The 16705-nt window shown below is 67.0% G+C and carries 14 protein-coding genes; 5 read left to right on the top strand and 9 right to left on the bottom strand.

What is annotated here, in order from left to right; translation table 11 throughout:
* Window positions 1-65: 65 nt before the first annotated feature.
* The 8 genes from JW897_RS11115 to JW897_RS11150 all read right to left on the bottom strand — a co-directional run bounded on the left by JW897_RS11115 (window position 66) and on the right by JW897_RS11150 (window position 8719).
* On the bottom strand, window positions 66-1670 hold the full coding sequence (locus tag JW897_RS11115) for an EAL domain-containing protein (RefSeq protein ID WP_205466108.1): 1605 nt from the start codon (window positions 1668-1670) through the stop codon (window positions 66-68).
* Window positions 1671-1703: 33 nt separating this feature from the next.
* Window positions 1704-2228 (bottom strand): DUF2165 domain-containing protein, encoded by a 525-nt coding sequence (locus JW897_RS11120; RefSeq protein WP_205466109.1) that lies wholly within the window; start codon window positions 2226-2228, stop codon window positions 1704-1706.
* A gap of 120 nt (window positions 2229-2348) precedes the next feature.
* Complete coding sequence (gene mgtA, locus JW897_RS11125) at window positions 2349-5105, bottom strand: magnesium-translocating P-type ATPase (protein ID WP_205466110.1); 2757 nt, start codon at window positions 5103-5105, stop codon at window positions 2349-2351.
* Window positions 5106-5357: 252 nt separating this feature from the next.
* Window positions 5358-5717 carry a hypothetical protein gene (locus tag JW897_RS11130; protein ID WP_048414718.1) on the bottom strand — a complete coding sequence of 120 codons (360 nt, stop codon included), beginning with the start codon at window positions 5715-5717 and terminating at the stop codon, window positions 5358-5360.
* A gap of 257 nt (window positions 5718-5974) precedes the next feature.
* Window positions 5975-6340, bottom strand: a complete 366-nt coding sequence (locus tag JW897_RS11135; RefSeq protein ID WP_205466111.1) for a hypothetical protein — start codon at window positions 6338-6340, stop codon at window positions 5975-5977.
* Window positions 6341-6639: 299 nt separating this feature from the next.
* The gene (locus tag JW897_RS11140; RefSeq protein WP_048414716.1) at window positions 6640-7011 is read right to left on the bottom strand and encodes a hypothetical protein; all 372 of its coding nucleotides are present in this window, start codon (window positions 7009-7011) and stop codon (window positions 6640-6642) included.
* A 529-nt stretch (window positions 7012-7540) separates the two neighbouring features.
* Entirely contained in the window at window positions 7541-8215 is a 675-nt protein-coding gene (locus JW897_RS11145; RefSeq protein WP_205466112.1) for a glutathione S-transferase, read from the bottom strand.
* Window positions 8216-8245: 30 nt separating this feature from the next.
* Complete coding sequence (locus JW897_RS11150) at window positions 8246-8719, bottom strand: Lrp/AsnC family transcriptional regulator (protein ID WP_231589288.1); 474 nt, start codon at window positions 8717-8719, stop codon at window positions 8246-8248.
* A 135-nt stretch (window positions 8720-8854) separates the two neighbouring features.
* Between JW897_RS11150 and JW897_RS11155 the strand changes: the two genes are divergently transcribed.
* Window positions 8855-9895 carry a histone deacetylase family protein gene (locus JW897_RS11155; protein ID WP_205466113.1) on the top strand — a complete coding sequence of 347 codons (1041 nt, stop codon included), beginning with the start codon at window positions 8855-8857 and terminating at the stop codon, window positions 9893-9895.
* Window positions 9896-10026: 131 nt separating this feature from the next.
* Window positions 10027-10224 carry a hypothetical protein gene (locus JW897_RS11160; RefSeq protein ID WP_048414712.1) on the top strand — a complete coding sequence of 66 codons (198 nt, stop codon included), beginning with the start codon at window positions 10027-10029 and terminating at the stop codon, window positions 10222-10224.
* 78 nt (window positions 10225-10302) lie between these two features.
* On the opposite strand, the gene JW897_RS11165 is transcribed toward JW897_RS11160, so the two are convergent.
* Entirely contained in the window at window positions 10303-11412 is a 1110-nt protein-coding gene (locus JW897_RS11165) for an acyl-CoA dehydrogenase family protein (protein ID WP_205466114.1), read from the bottom strand.
* Window positions 11413-11641: 229 nt separating this feature from the next.
* Here JW897_RS11165 and JW897_RS11170 point away from each other — a divergent pair, with 229 nt between their 5' ends.
* The 3 genes from JW897_RS11170 (at window position 11642) to JW897_RS11180 (ending at window position 16689) form a co-directional block, all read left to right on the top strand.
* Window positions 11642-11959 carry a hypothetical protein gene (locus JW897_RS11170; protein ID WP_205466115.1) on the top strand — a complete coding sequence of 106 codons (318 nt, stop codon included), beginning with the start codon at window positions 11642-11644 and terminating at the stop codon, window positions 11957-11959.
* Between the two features lie 87 nt (window positions 11960-12046).
* Window positions 12047-13267, top strand: coding sequence for an exonuclease subunit SbcD (sbcD, locus tag JW897_RS11175; protein ID WP_205466116.1), 1221 nt, complete (start codon window positions 12047-12049; stop codon window positions 13265-13267).
* Entirely contained in the window at window positions 13264-16689 is a 3426-nt protein-coding gene (locus JW897_RS11180) for an AAA family ATPase (RefSeq protein WP_205466118.1), read from the top strand. Before sbcD ends, JW897_RS11180 begins: the two co-directional genes overlap by 4 nt.
* Window positions 16690-16705: the final 16 nt, after the last annotated feature.

Raw genomic sequence — 16705 nt, forward strand, 5'->3', positions numbered from 1 at the left:
GGAAACTTCGTTTTCAGCGTCGGCGCGCCTCGGCTCAGGTAGGCTGCGTGGTTTTGTCAGCGGCTCTAAAGCGCCGAACCGGACTCCGCCGCCGCCGCGCGCGCGGCGTCCAGCTCCGGGCGCAGCAGAAATTCGCGCAGCGGCATCGGCCGCGCAAACAGATAGCCCTGCAGCCAGCCCACGCCCAGCCGGCTAAGATAGGCGCGCTGGGCCTCCGTCTCCACCCCTTCCGCCACGATTTCCAGCTTAAGTTTGTGCGCCAGCTCGGCCACGCTGTCGACGATGTGGCTGGACGGCGCGTCCGCGCCTATGCTGGCGGTGAAGCTTTTGTCTATCTTGATGCCGTCCAGCGGCAGTTGCTGCAAATAGACCAGGCTGGAATGGCCGGTGCCGAAATCGTCTATCGCTATCTTCACTCCCAGTTCGCGCAGCCGAGCCAGCCGCTCGCAAGCCTCCGGCGTGGGCTCCACCATCTCTCTTTCCGTCAACTCCAGCACCAGATTCAGCTCCCCCGGCGGGAAGTGCTCGAGAAACTGTCGGCAGTCCGCCAGCAAGGCGTCGTCGCGCAGATGGGCTGCGGTGATGTTGATGCCCAGGTGGAACTTGGGCGGCAGCCGGCTCCGCCCCAGGGTTCGCGCCAGCTGGCGCATCATCTGCCGCGTCATCGGCACGATCATGCCGCAATCCTCGGCGCGGGGAATGAACAGGTCGGGCCGGATCAGGCCGTCGCGCGGATGGCGCCAGCGCATCAGCGCTTCCGCGCCTTGCCAGCCCAGCCCGTCCGCGCGCACCACCGGCTGTAGAAAAGGTTCGAACTCGCCGTTGTCCAGCGCGCGCCGCAACTCTATGGTGGGCGAGGCCGGCCGGTTCAACTGCCAGCGCAGCGCGGCGGCCAGCACCAGACCCAGCGCCGCCATGCTGATAAACACCAGCTCATAGCTGTTGGCCATCTGCCGGTACAGGTCGCGGTGGTTGAAGCCGCTGACCACGGTATAGGGGTGGCGGGAGGAGGCGCGTTCTATCGTGAGCAGGTCGAAGGGCGGGCTGGGGTTGTCGTGCACCGCGTGATCCGGCCCTATCCAATGCCGTCCGACGCGCATATAGACCGGGCTGTAGTCGCTGGCCATGTCCAGGCTGAACTGCAGATGCACGCCGTCGATGGCGATGTAGATGGCGGCCTGGCCCGACTGCTTGCGGTAGATGATCAAAGGGCGGCCCGGCGTCAGCTCGTTGCCGGACATCAGGCGCAGCGTAGTTTCCGGCTGCGGCTTGTCCGGCGGCGAGATCTGCCGGTGGTAGACGCCGAACAGCGAGGAGCAATAAAGAATGCCGCCGCGCTCCAGCGTGACGCTGCGGATGAAGGGCACGATGGTGACCTGTTTGCGCAGCGCCTGTTCAATCCGCGAACACGGCTGGCCGGTCAGCGGGGCGACGGTGCCGGCGGCCTGCGCCGCGTAGTCCAGCATCAGGTCCAGCATGCTTTCCGCCTGGCTGGTTTGCAGCATGGCCTGCTGTTGCAGCCGGTTGCTCTCCTGCCAATAGACGATGGGGGTGATGACGGTCAGAGGCAGCAGCGCGGCAACGCAGATCAACAGCCAGCGGCTGATGCGGGCGGGCAGGGTCAGGCGGCGGGACAGCATGGCGCGGATGCGAAGGTCGGCATGGTTCATGATATACGAGGGCCGCCGCCGTTGCCGGGCGGGCTAGGCGTCCGCCGCTTCCGGCTGCGACAGGTAGGCCAGGCTCAGCAGGATGAAGCCGATGAAGGCGTAGGCCTTCATCTGGCCGTTCCATTGGCTGGCCCACATCGCGAAGTATTCGCCGCCTATCACCGCGAAGCCGGTGTGCCAGATCAGCAGCGCCGGAATACAGCCCAGCGTGAACAGCGTCTTGCCGCGCAGATAGGCGTCCTCGCGCGCGCATAGCGCGCCGCGCAGCATGGCGCCGCCGCCCCAGGCGCAGATCAGGCCGAAGCTCAGTTCGCCGGCGATGATGGCCAGATAGGCCGCTTGCTGCACGCCGGGATGGGTGATGGCGCGGCTTTTCAGCGCTTGGCCGTTGAACCAGGGCTCCATGCCGTCCATGGCCAGCACGTGGCGGACGAATTGCCAGTTGCTGTCGTAGTCCAGAATGTTGCCGCTGGCGACCAGCAGGCCGAACAGGGCGATGGAAAGCGCGAGCAGGCTTTTGAAGCACTGCTGGGCGCGGCGCAGAGAAGGTAGGCTCATGGGATCTCCTTGTGGTGGGGGCGAGGCGATTGTGCCAGCGCGGCGTCGAACTGGGAATGGCTTGCTCCGGCGTAAAAAAACCCCGCGCAAGCGGGGTCGGGGTTGGAACTGTCTGCCGGCTTAGAACCAGCGGCCGTAGCGTTTGATGTAGAAGGTCTTCACCGTCTGCGCCAGCGTCATATAGCCCAGCATCGTGGCCAGCAGCCACCAGAAGTAGCTGGTGTCCAGCTTGACGAAGCCTATGCTCTCCGCCAGCGGCGAGAACGGCAGGTAGCAGCCGATGGCGATGGCCACCGAGGTGGACAGCAGGACCGGCAGCGAAGCGGTGCTTTGCAGGAAGGGGATCTTGCGCGTGCGCAGCATGTGCACCACCAGGGTCTGCGACACCAGGCCTTCGATGAACCAGCCGGAGTGCATGATGCTGGCGCCGCCGTCGCTGACGCCGTTGGCCATGCCCGCGTAGTAGGCCGCGCCGGCGCCGAACACCGTCCACATCAGCGCGTAGGTGGTGATGTCGAACACCGAGGAGGTGGGGCCAAGCCACAGCATGAAGCGCTTGATGTTGTTGGCTTCCCACTTGCGCGGCTTCTTCAGGAACTCCGGGTCCATCTTGTCCCAGGGCAGCACCATCTGCGACACGTCGTAGATCAGGTTCTGGATCAGCAGGTGCATCGCCAGCATCGGCTCCCACGGCAACCAGGCCGAGGCCACCAGCACCGAGAACACGTTGCCGAAGTTGGAGCTGGCGGTCATGTTCAGGTACTTGAGGATGTTGCCGAAGGTTTCGCGGCCCTTGATCACGCCTTCTTCCAGCACCATCAGGCTCTTTTCCAGCAGGATGATGTCGGCGGTTTCCTTGGCGATGTCCGCGCCGCTGTCCACCGAGATGCCGACGTCGGCGTCGCGCAGCGCCGGGGCGTCGTTGATGCCGTCGCCGAGGAAGCCCACGGTGTGGCCGTTGGCCTGCAGCGCCTTGACCACGCGAGACTTCTGCAGCGGGGTCAGCTTGGCGAAGATGGTGGTGTGCTTGACCGCGCTGCACAGCGCCACGTCGTCCATCGCGTCGATGTCCTTGCCCACCAGCGGCACGCCGGGGCTGAGGCCCACGTCGCGGCAGACCTTGGCGGTGATGATGGGGTTGTCGCCGGTCAGCACCTTGACCGCCACGCCGTATTCCTTCAGCGCGCGGATGGCCGGCGCCGCGGAATCCTTCGGCGGATCGAGGAAGGTCAGGAAGCCGCGCACCACCAGTTGGGCCTCGTCATTGGTCTTGTAGTTGCGCTTGGCTTCTTCCGCCGGAATGTCGCGGGTGGCGACCAGCAGCACGCGGTAGCCCTCGGCGTTGTATTCCTGGCTGCGCTTGAGCAGGGCGGCGCGCTCGTCCTCGGTCAGCGGCTTGATCTGATCGCCGTCCTGCACGTGGCTGGAGACGGCCAGCATTTCTTCCACCGCGCCCTTGGAGATCATCAACTGGCGGCCGCGCTGGTTTTCCACGATCACCGACAGCCGGCGGCGCACGAAATCGAACGGCATTTCGTCCACCTTGCTGTAGCCGTCGGGCTTGACGCGCTTGCCCAGCTCGTCGGCGTGCTCCACCACGGCAATATCCATCAGGTTCTTCATGCCGCTCTGGTGAAAGCTGTTCAGCCAGGCCAGTTGCAGTACGCCCTCGTCTTTGAGCCCATGGATATTGTAATGGTGTTCCAGGATGATCTTGTCCTGGGTCAGGGTGCCGGTCTTGTCGGTGCACAGCACGTCCATCGCGCCGAAGTTCTGCACCGAGTTCAGCCGCTTGACCACCACCTTGCGCCGCGCCATCGCCACCGCGCCCTTGGCCAGGTTGGCGGACACGATCATGGGCAGCATTTCCGGGGTCAGGCCCACGGCCACGGCCAGCGCAAAGGTGAGGGCGGACATCCAGTCGCCCTTGGTCAGACCGTTGATCATGAACACCACCGGCACCATCACCAGCATGAAGCGGATCAGCAGCCAGGACACGCTGCTTACGCCGCGGTCGAAGCTGGTTTCCACGCGCTTGTGGCTGACCACGCTGCGCGCCAGCGAGCCGAAATAGGTGTCGGTGCCGGTGGCCACCACGACGGCGGACGCTTTGCCGCTGACCACATTGGTGCCCATGAAGCAGATATTGGGCAGGTCGAGCAGGTCGGTGTCGCCGTTGGCCTGGCCGTTGGCGGATTTCTCGGCCACCGCGCCCAGTGTGTCGTACTTCTCCACCGGCAGCGCTTCGCCGGTCAACACCGCCTGGCTGATGAACAGGTCGCGGGACTCCAGCAGCTTGATGTCGGCCGGGATCATGTCGCCGGCCTGCAGGTGGACGATGTCGCCGACCACCAGCTCGTTCATCGCGATTTCCTGGCGGATCGGGCTGCTGCCGTTGGCCGGGCGGCGCTGCACGGTGGCGGTGTTGCGCACCAGCGATTTGAGCTTTTCCGCTGCCTTGGCGGAGCGGAACTCCTGCCAGAAGCGCAGCAGGCCGCTGATGCCCACCATGGTCAGCAGGATGGTGATGCCGGTCCATTCCTCATCGCCCGGGGCGGCGAAGTAGATGTCGGTGAAATAGCTGATGGCGGCCAGCACCATCAGTACGACGACAAAGGGGTTCTTGAAAGCGTGCGCCAGCTGGATCAGCGGGTGCGGCGCCTTGTCGTGGGCCACCTCGTTGGGGCCGAACTGGGCGTAGCGCTGATGCGCTTCCGCCATGGTCAGGCCGTCCTGGTGGCCGCGTACGCGTTGCAGGGTTTCTTCTACGGAGCTGTCGGCTTCCTGTACCGCTCGGATGACCGGTTTTTCCTGTTTTGCGCTAGGGGTGGCGACATAGCCTTTCAGCTTGTGTCGGCTGCTAGTGTGTTTCGTCATTGTTTAGTCTCCTGCGCGCGAGTCCCGCGCAGTACGTCCGGCCTGTTTAGGCGGAGCGTTTGTCTGGCGGGCGCAGCACAGCGGGTGTTGCGGATGTTCTGAGTTCGAGTTTTGCGCCCGCCTGCGTTGTTGTCGGTGTATGCAGGGCGGGCGGTCGCGGGTAACTTTCGTCAGTCATGGTGTTTCCTTTATGCGGAGTTGAAGTGTGAAAGCCCGCGCCGCCGCGGCTGAGCGGCGGCGCGGAAAGAAGAATCAGGACTGGGCCAGCGGACGCACCCCGGCGGACCACTCGGGCCGGATCTGGCCGGGCAGAATGTCCAGCCGGACCCGGGCCAGCGGCAGATTGCCGAGCCGCTGCATGACGGCTTCCAGGAAGTGCATGGAGGCGTCGCCGCGGGAACGGAACTCGGTGGCCAGCATCCAGTTGGCCGGCGCGCCGGAAGCCTGGCACTCGCCGACCAGCAGGGTTTCGTTCCAGCTGGACACTTTCAGTCCGTGCCCCTGCGCGGCGGCGCGGATTTCCCTGCGCGCGGCCTTGACCGCTTGCGTGGGGCAGATGACCGACAGTTGATAGCGCTGCGGCCGGATGTTGTGGCGGATGATGTCGTTCATGGCGATCTCCTTGCGATCCGGCTTTACGTCGCGTGCGGACGTGCCGGTCCCTGCCTGGCGGCATGCAATGACAGGGCTGTGTTTGACGGTGGCGAGGCGCGCGAGCCTATCCCGCCGCCGTCAGGCGGAGGAGATCAGGCGGTGCGGGCGGCCTCGGGTCTGCAAGATCGGGGTTCCGGTTCTTCAGACATGGCTGGCCTTTCTTGACTTAAGAGGTTGAACGGCGCGCCTGGGCGCGGCGGATATTGGGCGTGCGCTCAGGCGCTGGCGGCCCAGCGACGGGGCGTCGCCCGCGTCTCCGGTTTGCGGCGCCCCCAGCGCACGCGATGAATTTCCGGCATTTTGCTCAGGCGCAGCGCCATTTCATTGAAGGCGCGACGCAGGGCCACCGGGCAATCCAGCCGCACGCTCAGGCAGGCTTGCCCGGCGGCGGAAGCCGGCGTGATGGTGACGTGGGTCGCCGCCAGGCCCAGGGTGTGCATTTCCCAGAATAATTGCTTGCGCAGCGCGGTAATCACCGGGATGTCGCAAATCACATTCAGGTGGCAGCTGGTTTCGTCTTGGCGTTTGCTTGGGGTGCGCGCGAGGTAATTAAATAACCAAGCCAGTTTATTGTGGCGCATATTCTTCTCCCTCATTTTCATTTTGAAAATGCGACAGGCAGCATTATTCCCTTTCCGTGTTTTATAGACGCAGAAATGAAAATAAACTCAATGGTCGATTGCGATGGTCGGCGGCGGCTAATTGGCCAGTCCCGCTGTCGCAATAAGGGAGAGGCTCAGATCAGCAATTCGCCATGGGCCGGCGCGGTCGCGGTTCAGGGTCTTCAATCAACATCAGAACCTCCTGCTGGCTGGCAGCGTTTGCGTTTCAAGAATCGCGCGGACGGGCCGCGCGCGGGAAATGTTCAAGCAAGGGGCGTTCAGTGCGCCAAGTGGGCCCGCTGGGCCAGCAAAAAGGCGCGGTTGGGCACGCGGGGGCGCTGCGCGTGGCGCGCCCAGTGCACTCGGTTGACCTGGGGCAGCTGGCAGAAATGAGCGGCGAGCTGATTCAGGCAACGGCTGGCCACGTCGGGACAGGCGAACAGCACGCTCAGACAGGCCAGGTCGTTGTCTCCGGCGGTCAGGGCGATGCGTTCCACCTCCAGGCCGCGAGCGTGCAGCTGCTTGGCCGCTTGCACGCGCAGCATGGTCAGGTCCGCATGGACGCAAAAAATGTTCAACTGGTAAACGGCTGCCGGAGCGGTGGTTTTGCCCGGGCGTAGCAGGGCCGCCAGTTTAGTGATCAAGCGCATGATGATTCCTCCCGTTGGCGATGCAAGGAGGACGCGACGAAATCCGAAGGCAAACGCCGTCTAGGGGAGTCCGTGCGCAATCAGGCGGCAAGCCGCCCGCGCGGCGCGAATCTGGGGATGTCTGAACTAAGCGGCCGTTTGGCCTGGATTCCGGCTCGCACTGGGCCGCTCAAGAAGGGGCCGCTGATGTGCGTTGCTGCCGAATTTTTAGACACCACACCCTGTCATTGCAGGATGTGGCAGAGGAAACGTTCTGCTAAATCCTGCAAGACGGCGTTGCGATACAAGATCGACTACTTCCGTCGTTGTCCACGATGAACCTTTGCAGTATTTGAGATGCCCGGATTATAGGGGGCTTTGCGGGTATAGGCAATCCTGAATCAAACTTTTTTACATTTTTGTGTGCGCCGCAACACTAAATAAGCCGTAGGCATGGAGCAATAATGAAAATAAGCGGCGCCCTGCCATTAAGAAGGGCGTCCATGCCGCGGATATTCCCTGGTTTCGACGCCGCTCAATTAATAAGGGTTCAATCGGCGCCGTAAGCGTAAGGCCCGCCTTTTTCCAGCGCGGTCTGGTAGGCCGGGCGCGCGTGGATGCGCTGCAGAAAGTCCAGCGCGTGCGGGTGTTCCCGGCCCAGGAAGCCGCGCGCGCGCGCCGTTTCCAGCGGAAAGCTCATCTGGATGTCGGCGGCGCTGAAGACGGGGCCGGCGAACCAGCCGTTGCGGGCCAGGCTGTGGTCGGCATGGCTCAGCAGCGCGTCCAGCTGCGGCTGCAGATAGGCGCGGCGAACGCCGGCGGCCAGTTTGCGCGCCAGCGGCCGCAGCAGCCAGGGCACCGGCGGCTGGCCCAGCCGCGCGAACACCAGGCTCATCACCAGCGGCGGCATCAGCGAACCTTCGGCGTGGTGCAGCCAGAACAGGTAGTCGCTGTGCTCCGGCGAGCCGGCGGCGGGCTTGAGCCGACCGGAGCCGTAGGTGTCCACCAGGTGTTCGACGATGGCGCCGGTTTCGGCCAGCGTCAATTCGCCGTCGCTGATGACCGGGGCCTTGCCCAGCGGGTGGGCGGCCTTGAGCTCCGGCGGGGCGAGCAGGGTAAGCGGGTCGCGCTGGTAGTGTTGAATCCGATAGTGCAGATTCAGCTCCTCCAGCAGCCAGAGCACGCGTTGCGAGCGCGAGTTGTTCAAGTGGTGGACGGTGATCATGGGCGGGTTCTTCCATGGCGCCTGAGCGCGCTAGATGGGGAGGCGGCTGCCGGCCTTGACTTCGCGCAGCGCCAGGCTGGAGTGGATGGAGTGCAGGCCCGGGGTGCGGCGCAGCACGGTTTCGATGAAGTCGCTGTACGCGTCCAGATTGGGCGCGACCACTTGCAGCAGGTAGTCGGCGTCGCCGGTGATCTTGTGACAGGACAGCACTTCCGGACGTTCCCGCATCTGGGCTTCAAAGCGGTTGGGGGCGTCGTCGGCGTGTTCGCCGAAGCTGAGCCGGACGAAGGCCAGCACGTCGTAACCCAGTTTGCGGCGGTCCAGATTGGCCTGGTAGTCCTTGATGTAGCCGGCTTCCTCCAGCCGCTTCAGCCGGCGCCAGCACGGGGTGACGCTGAGGGACAAGCGTTCGGCCAGCTTGGGATTGGACATGGCTCCGTCTTGCTGCAATAGCCGCAACAGAGTCAGATCCGTGTCATCCAGCGGCGTTTTGAGTCTATTCATGCTCAACCATCGCTTTCAATATCGCTTTCTTGCTCCAGATTAGCGCCGAAGCCCGGGCAAAAGCAAAACTATTCCAGCGACCGCGGCGCATACTGGGCTTTTGCCGATTCAAGCGAGAGGCGAGGAGGGACGGCGATGTTGACGATTTACAGCGACGCGCACCATTTGCACCATGGTTGCGAACTGAAGGACGGGGTGTTGATGCCCTGTTTCGAGCAGCCGGGGCGCGCGGACACCATCTTGGCGCGGGTGAGGGCGACGGGGCTGGGCCCGGTGGCCGCGCCGCGCGCATACGACAGCGCGCGTTACGCCCGCGTGCACAGCCAGCGCTACGTGCGTTTCCTGGAGCGGGCCTGGGACGAGTGGACGGCCGCCGGCCGCAGTCACGACGCCTTGCCGCTGATCTGGCCGGTGCGCGATCTGCGCGGCGACATCGAGCCGGAGTTCATCGACGGCAAGCTGGGCTTTTACGCGATGGACGCCGGGGTGGCGATCACCGCCGGCACCTGGCAGGCGGCGCGCGCCAGCGCCGACGTGGCCTTGAGCGGGATGGACGCCTTGCTGGCGGGAGAGCAAAGCGCCTTCGCGCTGTGCCGGCCGCCCGGCCACCACGCGGCGGCCGAGTATATGGGCGGCTACTGCTATCTGAACAATGCGGCGATCGCCGCGCAGTCCTGCCTGGACGGCGGCGCCGGCAGGGTGGCCTTGCTGGATGTCGACTACCATCACGGCAACGGCGGGCAGAGCATTTTTTACGAACGCGACGACGTGATGTTCCTGTCCTTGCACGGCGACCCCAAATCCTCCTACCCGTATTTTTCCGGCCATGGCGACGAGCAGGGCCGAGGCGCCGGCCTGGGCTTCAATCACAATTATCCGTTGCCGCACGGCACCGGCTGGCCGGCCTACGGCGAAGCCTTGAGCCACGCTTGCGGCCGGATCGCCGCTTACGCGCCGGACGCGCTGGTGGTGTCGCTGGGCGTGGACACTTTCAAGGATGACCCGATCAGCCAGTTTCGCCTGGAGAGCGAAGACTTCCTGCGTCTGGGCGCGCGCATCGCCCAACTGGGTCTGCCGACGCTGTTCGTGATGGAGGGCGGCTATATGGTGGACGACATCGGCGTCAACGCGGTGAACGTGCTGACGGGCTTCCAGGCGGGCGACGCCGGCGTTTGATCTGGGTCAGCCCGGCTGCGAATAAAGCGCCGGGCCGGCGGCCGGCAAGCCGCGCTTGTGAAAAAAATGTAAAAAGCATAGAGTGGCGGGTGTAAAATTGCTTACACCCGACAACTTCAGAGTTATTTCTCATGAAAAGCGGTCATTCCGACTCCGCAGATCGAAGTCCCAGCGCGTTTTATCAGCATTTTTCGCCTCATTTACCCCTGGCGGGCGCCAAGCGCCACGCCAAATGGCGGCTCAGCGCCCGGCAAGAGGAAGTCTTGCTGCATGCGACGCTGATCGCCTGTATCGCCCTGGTGGCGCTGTTCGCCTATCTGCGTCACTAGCGCTGACCGCCCTTCGCGGAGAAGGCCCATGCTCCGGCCTGGAAGCGCAAGGCGGGAGCAGGGGTTTTGTCGGCGGCTCTAAGCCGGCTGCGCCTGTTCCGCGAGATCGATTTCGCGGCGCAGCTGCTTCAGCGTCGGCGTCACGATGGCGATGAAGCTGGCTTCGCGCAGCCGCCGCTGCGCCGAGTGCGACAGCAGGAAGCCGGCGGCGCCGGCGTGCAGTTGGGCCGACATCGCCGCGCGCAGGCACAACTCCCCCACGGCGGCGCGCAGGCGCAGCACGCGCAGGGGCTGAACCCGGCCCGCCTCGGCCTGAGGCGCCAGCGTTTTCGCCTCGCTCCATAAACCGGCCAATTCCGCCGCCAGATCCTGATACGAATGGTCCAGCCAACGGTTCTGTTCGCCGTCGCGCCGATTGGCTTCCTGAATGTCGTCCAGGCAGCCTTGCACGATGCCCAGGCCCGCCGCCGCCTGCGCCAGCACGAAGCCGGGACGGACGCGCCGGATGAAGGCGGCGAAGTCGGCCGGCTCCGCCGCCACTCGCTCGGCGGGCACGAACACCTGGTCCAGCTTCACGCTCAGCGTGCGGGTGCCTGCCATGCCGGCGGTGGGCGGTCCGTCGCAGAGCCGCACCCCCGGCGCGTCGCAATCGGCCAGGAAAACCAGCTTGCCGCCGTCGGCGACGGCGGCCGCGGCGGCGAACAGATGTCCGTCGCCGATATTGGACACCCACGGCAGATCGCCGGACAGCCGATAGCCGTTGGCGCAGGGTTCGGCGCGCAGCCGCAGCGGCTCCAGGCCGGCCAGGTGCTTGATGGCGTTGGACAGGCCGGGGCCGCCCAGGCGCCGGCCCGCGGCCAATTCCGTCATCAGCGATTTCAGTTCCGTTCGCGGCGGCGCGTGGCGCAGCAGCCAGACGCTGGCGCTCTGGCACCAGGCGAGGAAGGCGGTGCTGCCGCAGACGGCGCCGACTTCGGCGATGGCCGCCATCGCCGCGGCGAGGCCCGGCGCCCTGCCGCCGGCCTCCGCCGGCAACAGCGCCGCGTAAACGCCGTCTTCGCCCAGGCCGCGCAAGATATCTTCCGGGTAATGTGCTTGCTGATCGATGGCGGCGGCCAGCGGCGACAGTTGCAGGCGGACGCGTTGGTCGACGCGGCGGAGCAGGGCGAGGGATTCGGGATGGGTCATGGGCGGCGCACCGAGCGGGGCAGGTTGATCAAGGCCTTGCCGGGGCGAGGCCTCGGCATTCTGTAGGCATACGGCGGCGATGTCCATGGCTGCAGCGGCGCATCTGTCCATATGGACGCCGCGGCGCCGGGGCGGAACTTGCCGGCCCGACGCCAGTCGCTATCTATTCGGCCGACGCGAAAGCGACGGCGATCGCAAGCAATGGATTTAGCAAAGGAGAAGGGCGCGGATGAGGTACTCGACGCAGATCGCTTTATTCCTGGCCGGCTTGAGCCTGGCCGCCGGCGCGGCGGCGCTGACGCTGGACATCAAGGCGGCGGCGTCCGCGCCGACCGCCGCGACGGCGGACCCGGGCTGGAGCCGCGGCTACGACAGCAAGCGTTTCAACGAGCCGCCGTCCGAACTCGCTCAGCAACAAGCCGATCAGGCGCTGCGCGACAAGCAGCAGCCCAAGACGCCGATAGACTGCCAAAGCCACCCCGGCTACGCCTATTGTCCGCCGCTGAACGCCAAGACCTTGCCGCCGCCGGCCGGCGGCGTCAGATAGCGCCGGGGCGATAAACCGGGAGGCCGGGCGCCGCCGCGCGCCGCAACGCGGTACACTGCCGGGCATCAATCCCACACAGCGGCCGGCATGCGCATTCTTCACACCTCGGACTGGCACCTGGGCCAGCATTTCATCGGCAAGACCCGTCAGGCGGAACACCAGGCTTTCATTCACTGGTTGTTGGAGCAGGCCGCCGTCCACCAGGCTGACGCGGTGCTGGTGGCCGGCGACATCTTCGACACCGGCGCGCCGCCCAGCTACGCGCGCGAACTCTACAACGGCCTGATCGCCGCCGCCCACCGCGCCGGCGTGCAGCTGGTGCTGCTGGGCGGCAACCACGATTCCGTGGCCACGCTGGCGGAAAGCCGCGCGCTGCTGTCCTATCTGTCCGCCTGCGTGGTGCCGGCGCTGAGCGAAGATCCGGCCGAACAGGTGCTGGTCCTGATGCGCCGCGACGGCGAGCCGGGCGCTTTGCTGTGCGCGCTGCCCTACATCCGCCCGCGCGACGTGCTGCGCAGCCAGGCTGGCCAGAGCGCGGAGCAAAAGCAGCAATCCTTGCAGGACGCCATCCGCGAACGCTACCAACAGGTGTACCTGCAGGCGCTGCGCCGCCGCGAGGCGCTGGGCCTGGAACTGCCCATCATCGCCAGCGGCCACCTGACCACGGTGGGCGCCAGCGCCAGCGAATCCGTCCGCGAAATCTACGTCGGCGCGCTGGAGGCCTTCCCCAGCAACGCCTTCCCGCCGGTCGACTACATCGCCCTCGGCCATATCCACCGGCCGCAGAAAGTGGGCGGCCACGAACACATCCGTTACAGCGGCTCGCCGATTCCGCTGAGCTTCGACGAGGCCGGCCAGGGCAAGGAAGTGCTGTTGGTGGAACTGGACGCCCAGGGCTTGCGCGCGGTCACGCCGCTGGCGGTGCCTTGTTTTCAGCCCTTGCGCTCGTTGCGCGGCAGCCTGGCGCAGTTGCCGGCCTTGTTGGCGGAGGCCGCCGAAGCCGGCAGCGCCGCACAGCCGGTGTGGCTGGAGGTCGTGGTCAGCGCCGACGACTACCTGAGCGATCTGGCCGCCCGCGCGCAGGCGATGTGCGCGAACTTGCCGCTGGAACTGCTGCGGGTGAGGCGGGAGCGCGGGCAGGCCGCCGCCGGATTGGCCGCCGTCGCAGGAGAGACCCTGGACGAACTGACGCCGCTGGACGTGTTCGAGCGCCGGCTGGCGCTGGAAACCCTGGAGCCTCCGCTACAGGAGCAACTGCGGCTGCGCTACCGCGAAACCCTGGCCGCGCTGCGGGAGGAGACGGCATGAAGATCCTGACCCTGCGCCTGAAAAACCTCAATTCGCTGCAAGGGGAGTGGAAGCTGGACTTCAGCGCCGAACCCTTCGCCGGCAGCGGCCTGTTCGCCATCACCGGCCCCACCGGCGCCGGCAAATCCACCTTGCTGGACGCCATCTGCCTGGCGCTCTACCACAAGACGCCGCGGCTGGACGCGGTGACCCAGGGCAGCAACGACATCATGAGCCGGCACACCGCGGACTGCCTGGCGGAGGTGGAGTTCGAAGTCAAAGGCCGGCGTTACCGCGCCTTCTGGAGCCAGCGCCGCGCCCGCGACAAGCCGGACGGCGCGCTGCAAGCGCCCAAGGTGGAGCTGGCCGACGCCGACGGCGAGATTCTCAGCAGCCAGGTGGCGGACAAGCTCAAGCGCGTCGAAGCCATCACCGGCCTGGATTACGAACGCTTCACCAAATCCATGCTGCTGGCGCAAGGCGGCTTCGCCGCCTTCCTCAACGCCGACGCCAACGCGCGCGCGGAATTGCTGGAAGAGCTGACCGGCAGCGAAATCTACGGCCGGATCTCGCAACAGGTGTTCGAGCGCGCCCGCGACGCGCGCCAGACTCTGGAGCAATGGCAGGCGCGCGCCGACGGCGTGGAGTTGCTGGCGCCGGAGCGGCGGGGGGAAATGGAGGCGAGGCTGGCCGAGCTCGGCGCGGCCTCGCTCCAGGCGCAAGGCGAGTGGGAGCGCGCGCGCGGGCAATGGCAATGGCGAGAAGCCGTCGAGCAGGCGCGGCGCCACAGCGCCGACGCGGACGGCGAATGGCGGCGGGCCTGCGAGCGCGAAGCGCAGGCGGAGCCGGAGCTGGAGCGTTTGCGTCGAGACGAACCGGCGCGGCGCATCCAGCCGCAATGGCGCGAAACGGAGCAGGCGCGGACGGAGTTGCGGCGGCTGGACGCGGAAAGCCAGGCGCTGGGGCAGGAGAGCGCGGCCTTGAACGCGGACTGGCAGGCAGGCCACTGGCGGACCTTGAGCCACGCCCGCCGGCTGGAGCGGACCCAGCGCGAGCGCCTGGCCGCGCTCAAGGCCGTTGCGGGAGAGCAAGAAGCCTCCGCGAGGCGGTTGAGCCATCACGCGCGCTTGGGCGAGTTGCTGGAACGCTGGCGAGCCGGCTTCGCGCAACAGGAGCGGCTGCGCCAACAGCGCGAGGGCTGCGCCGCGCGCATCGCGGAACTGGACGCGCAAACGCTGCGCCAGCGGCAGGGCCTGACGGCCTTGAATGCGGAAGCCGAGGCGGCTGAACGGCAGGGCCTTGAGGCCGACGCCGCCTTGCGGCGGGCGGAAGAGGGCGCGAGCGCGGCGCTGGAGGGCTGCAGCCTGGCCGAATGGCGCGAGCAATGGCAGCTCACCTTGCGGCAATCCACGGTTTTGCGCGGCCTGGCGGCGCTGGCCGCCGAACTGAGGCCGCTGGAAGCGCGGCTGGCCGGCCGGCGCGAGGAAAGGGCGGCGCTGGAAGCCGAGCGCGCCCGCCATGACGCCGACCTGCAAGGGTTGCGCGCCGATTACCGGCAGATGCAGGAGCAGACGGCGGACAAGCGGCGGCTGCTGGAGCAGGAGCGGCGCATCCTCAGCTTGGAGCAGCACCGCGCCGCCTTGCGGCCGGGCGAACCCTGCCCGCTGTGCGGCGCCAGCGAGCATCCGGCGGTGGCCGCCTACCAGGCGCTGGACATCGGCGCCGCCGAGGCGGCCTTGAGCGCCAAGGAGGCCGCGCTCGAGGCCTTGCGCGAGCAAGGCCAGCAGGCGGCGGCGCAACTGGCGCGAGACGAAGCGCAATTGCGGCAGCTGGACGAGACGACAGAGCAGGAGCAAGCGCGTCGCGAGCGCCTGGCCGCGCAATGGTTGAGCGAGGGCGCGCCCTGCGGGCTGGCGGACGATGATTGGCGCGGAGAGCGGCTGGAACAGGCGAGCCAGGACGCCGAGCGGCGGCAACAGCGGCAGGAAAGCGCGCTGCGCGCCGCCGAGCAGGCCGAAGCGGCGCTGGAGCTGGCGCGCGCGGACGCGCGGCGGCAGAGCGAGGCCGCGCAGGCGCTGAGCCAGAAACGGACGTTGCAAGAACACGGCCTGCGCAGCCTGGAGCAGAGCCTGCAAACGCTGGGGGACGAACTCGCGCAGCGCGAGGCCGAGTGGCGGGAACAGGCCGAGGGCCGCGAGGCCGACATCGCCGCCGCCGGCTTCCAGGCCCCGGAAACGGGGCGGGAGGCGGATTGGCTGCAGCGGCGCGACGCCGATTGGCAAGCCTGGAAGGCTTTGGAGCAAGCCCGCCGGCAGGGCGAGGCGGACGCGGAGGCCCAGGCCGCCGCGCACCGGCTGGCCGGCGAGCGCGCCGCGGACTGGGAAGAGCGCTGGAAGGCGCTGGGGCTGCCGGACGGCGTGCCCTTGCCGGAACAGGACGACGCCGAGGCCGCTTGGCTCGCCGCGGCGGCGGACTGCGAGGAATTGGCGCGGGCCTTGGCCCGGAACCGGGGCGCGCGGGAACGGACGGAGGCCGACGCCGCGCGCCAGCGGCGGCGCGCCGAAGAGGCGGAGCAGGCCTGGGCCCAAGCGCTGGCCGCCAGCCCGTTTGCGGACGCCGCCGCCTTCCTGGCGGCGGCCTTGCCGGATGTGGAGCGCGAGCGCCTGGGCGCCTTGGGCCGGCAGCTGGAACAAGAACGGCTGCGCACGGCGGCGCTGCGTCAGCAGGGCGCGGAACGGCTGGAAGCGCTGGAGCGGGAAAACGCCTCAGACCTGCCGGAAGCGGAACTGCGCCAGCGCATGGACGCGCTGGACGCCGAGCGGCAACGGCTGTCCGGCGAGGACGGCGCCTTGCGCGCCTTGCTGGACAACGACCTTGCGCGCCGCGACGGACAGCGGGAGCTGTTCGCCCGCATCGACGGCCTGCGCGACGAGGCCGACGTCTGGCAGCGGCTGAACGGCCTGATCGGCTCCGCCGCCGGCGACAAATTCCGCCGCTTCGCCCAGGGTCTGACGCTGGAGCATCTGGTGGCGCTGGCCAACCGCCATCTGAGCCGGCTGCACGGCCGTTATTGGCTGCACCGCCGCGCCGACGGCGAGCTGGAGCTGGAAATCGTCGACAGCTGGCAGGGCGACGCGGCGCGCGACACCCGCACCCTGTCCGGCGGCGAAAGCTTCCTGGTTAGCCTGGCGCTGGCGCTGGCCTTGTCCGACCTGGCCAGTCACAAAACCTCGATCGATTCGCTGTTCCTGGACGAAGGCTTCGGCACCCTGGACGGCGAAACGCTGGAGTTGGCGCTGGACGCCCTGGACGCGCTCAACGCCGGCGGCAAAACCATAGGTGTGATCAGCCACGTGGAGGCGCTGAAGGAGCGCATACCGGTGCAAATCCGGGTCAGCCGGGCCGGCGGCGCCGGCTGCTCCGCGCTGACGGTGAGTGGCTAAGAATCTGTTTACGATC

Source organism: Chromobacterium alkanivorans (genome assembly GCF_016937655.1).
GTDB classification, from domain to species: Bacteria; Pseudomonadota; Gammaproteobacteria; order Burkholderiales; family Chromobacteriaceae; genus Chromobacterium; species Chromobacterium alkanivorans.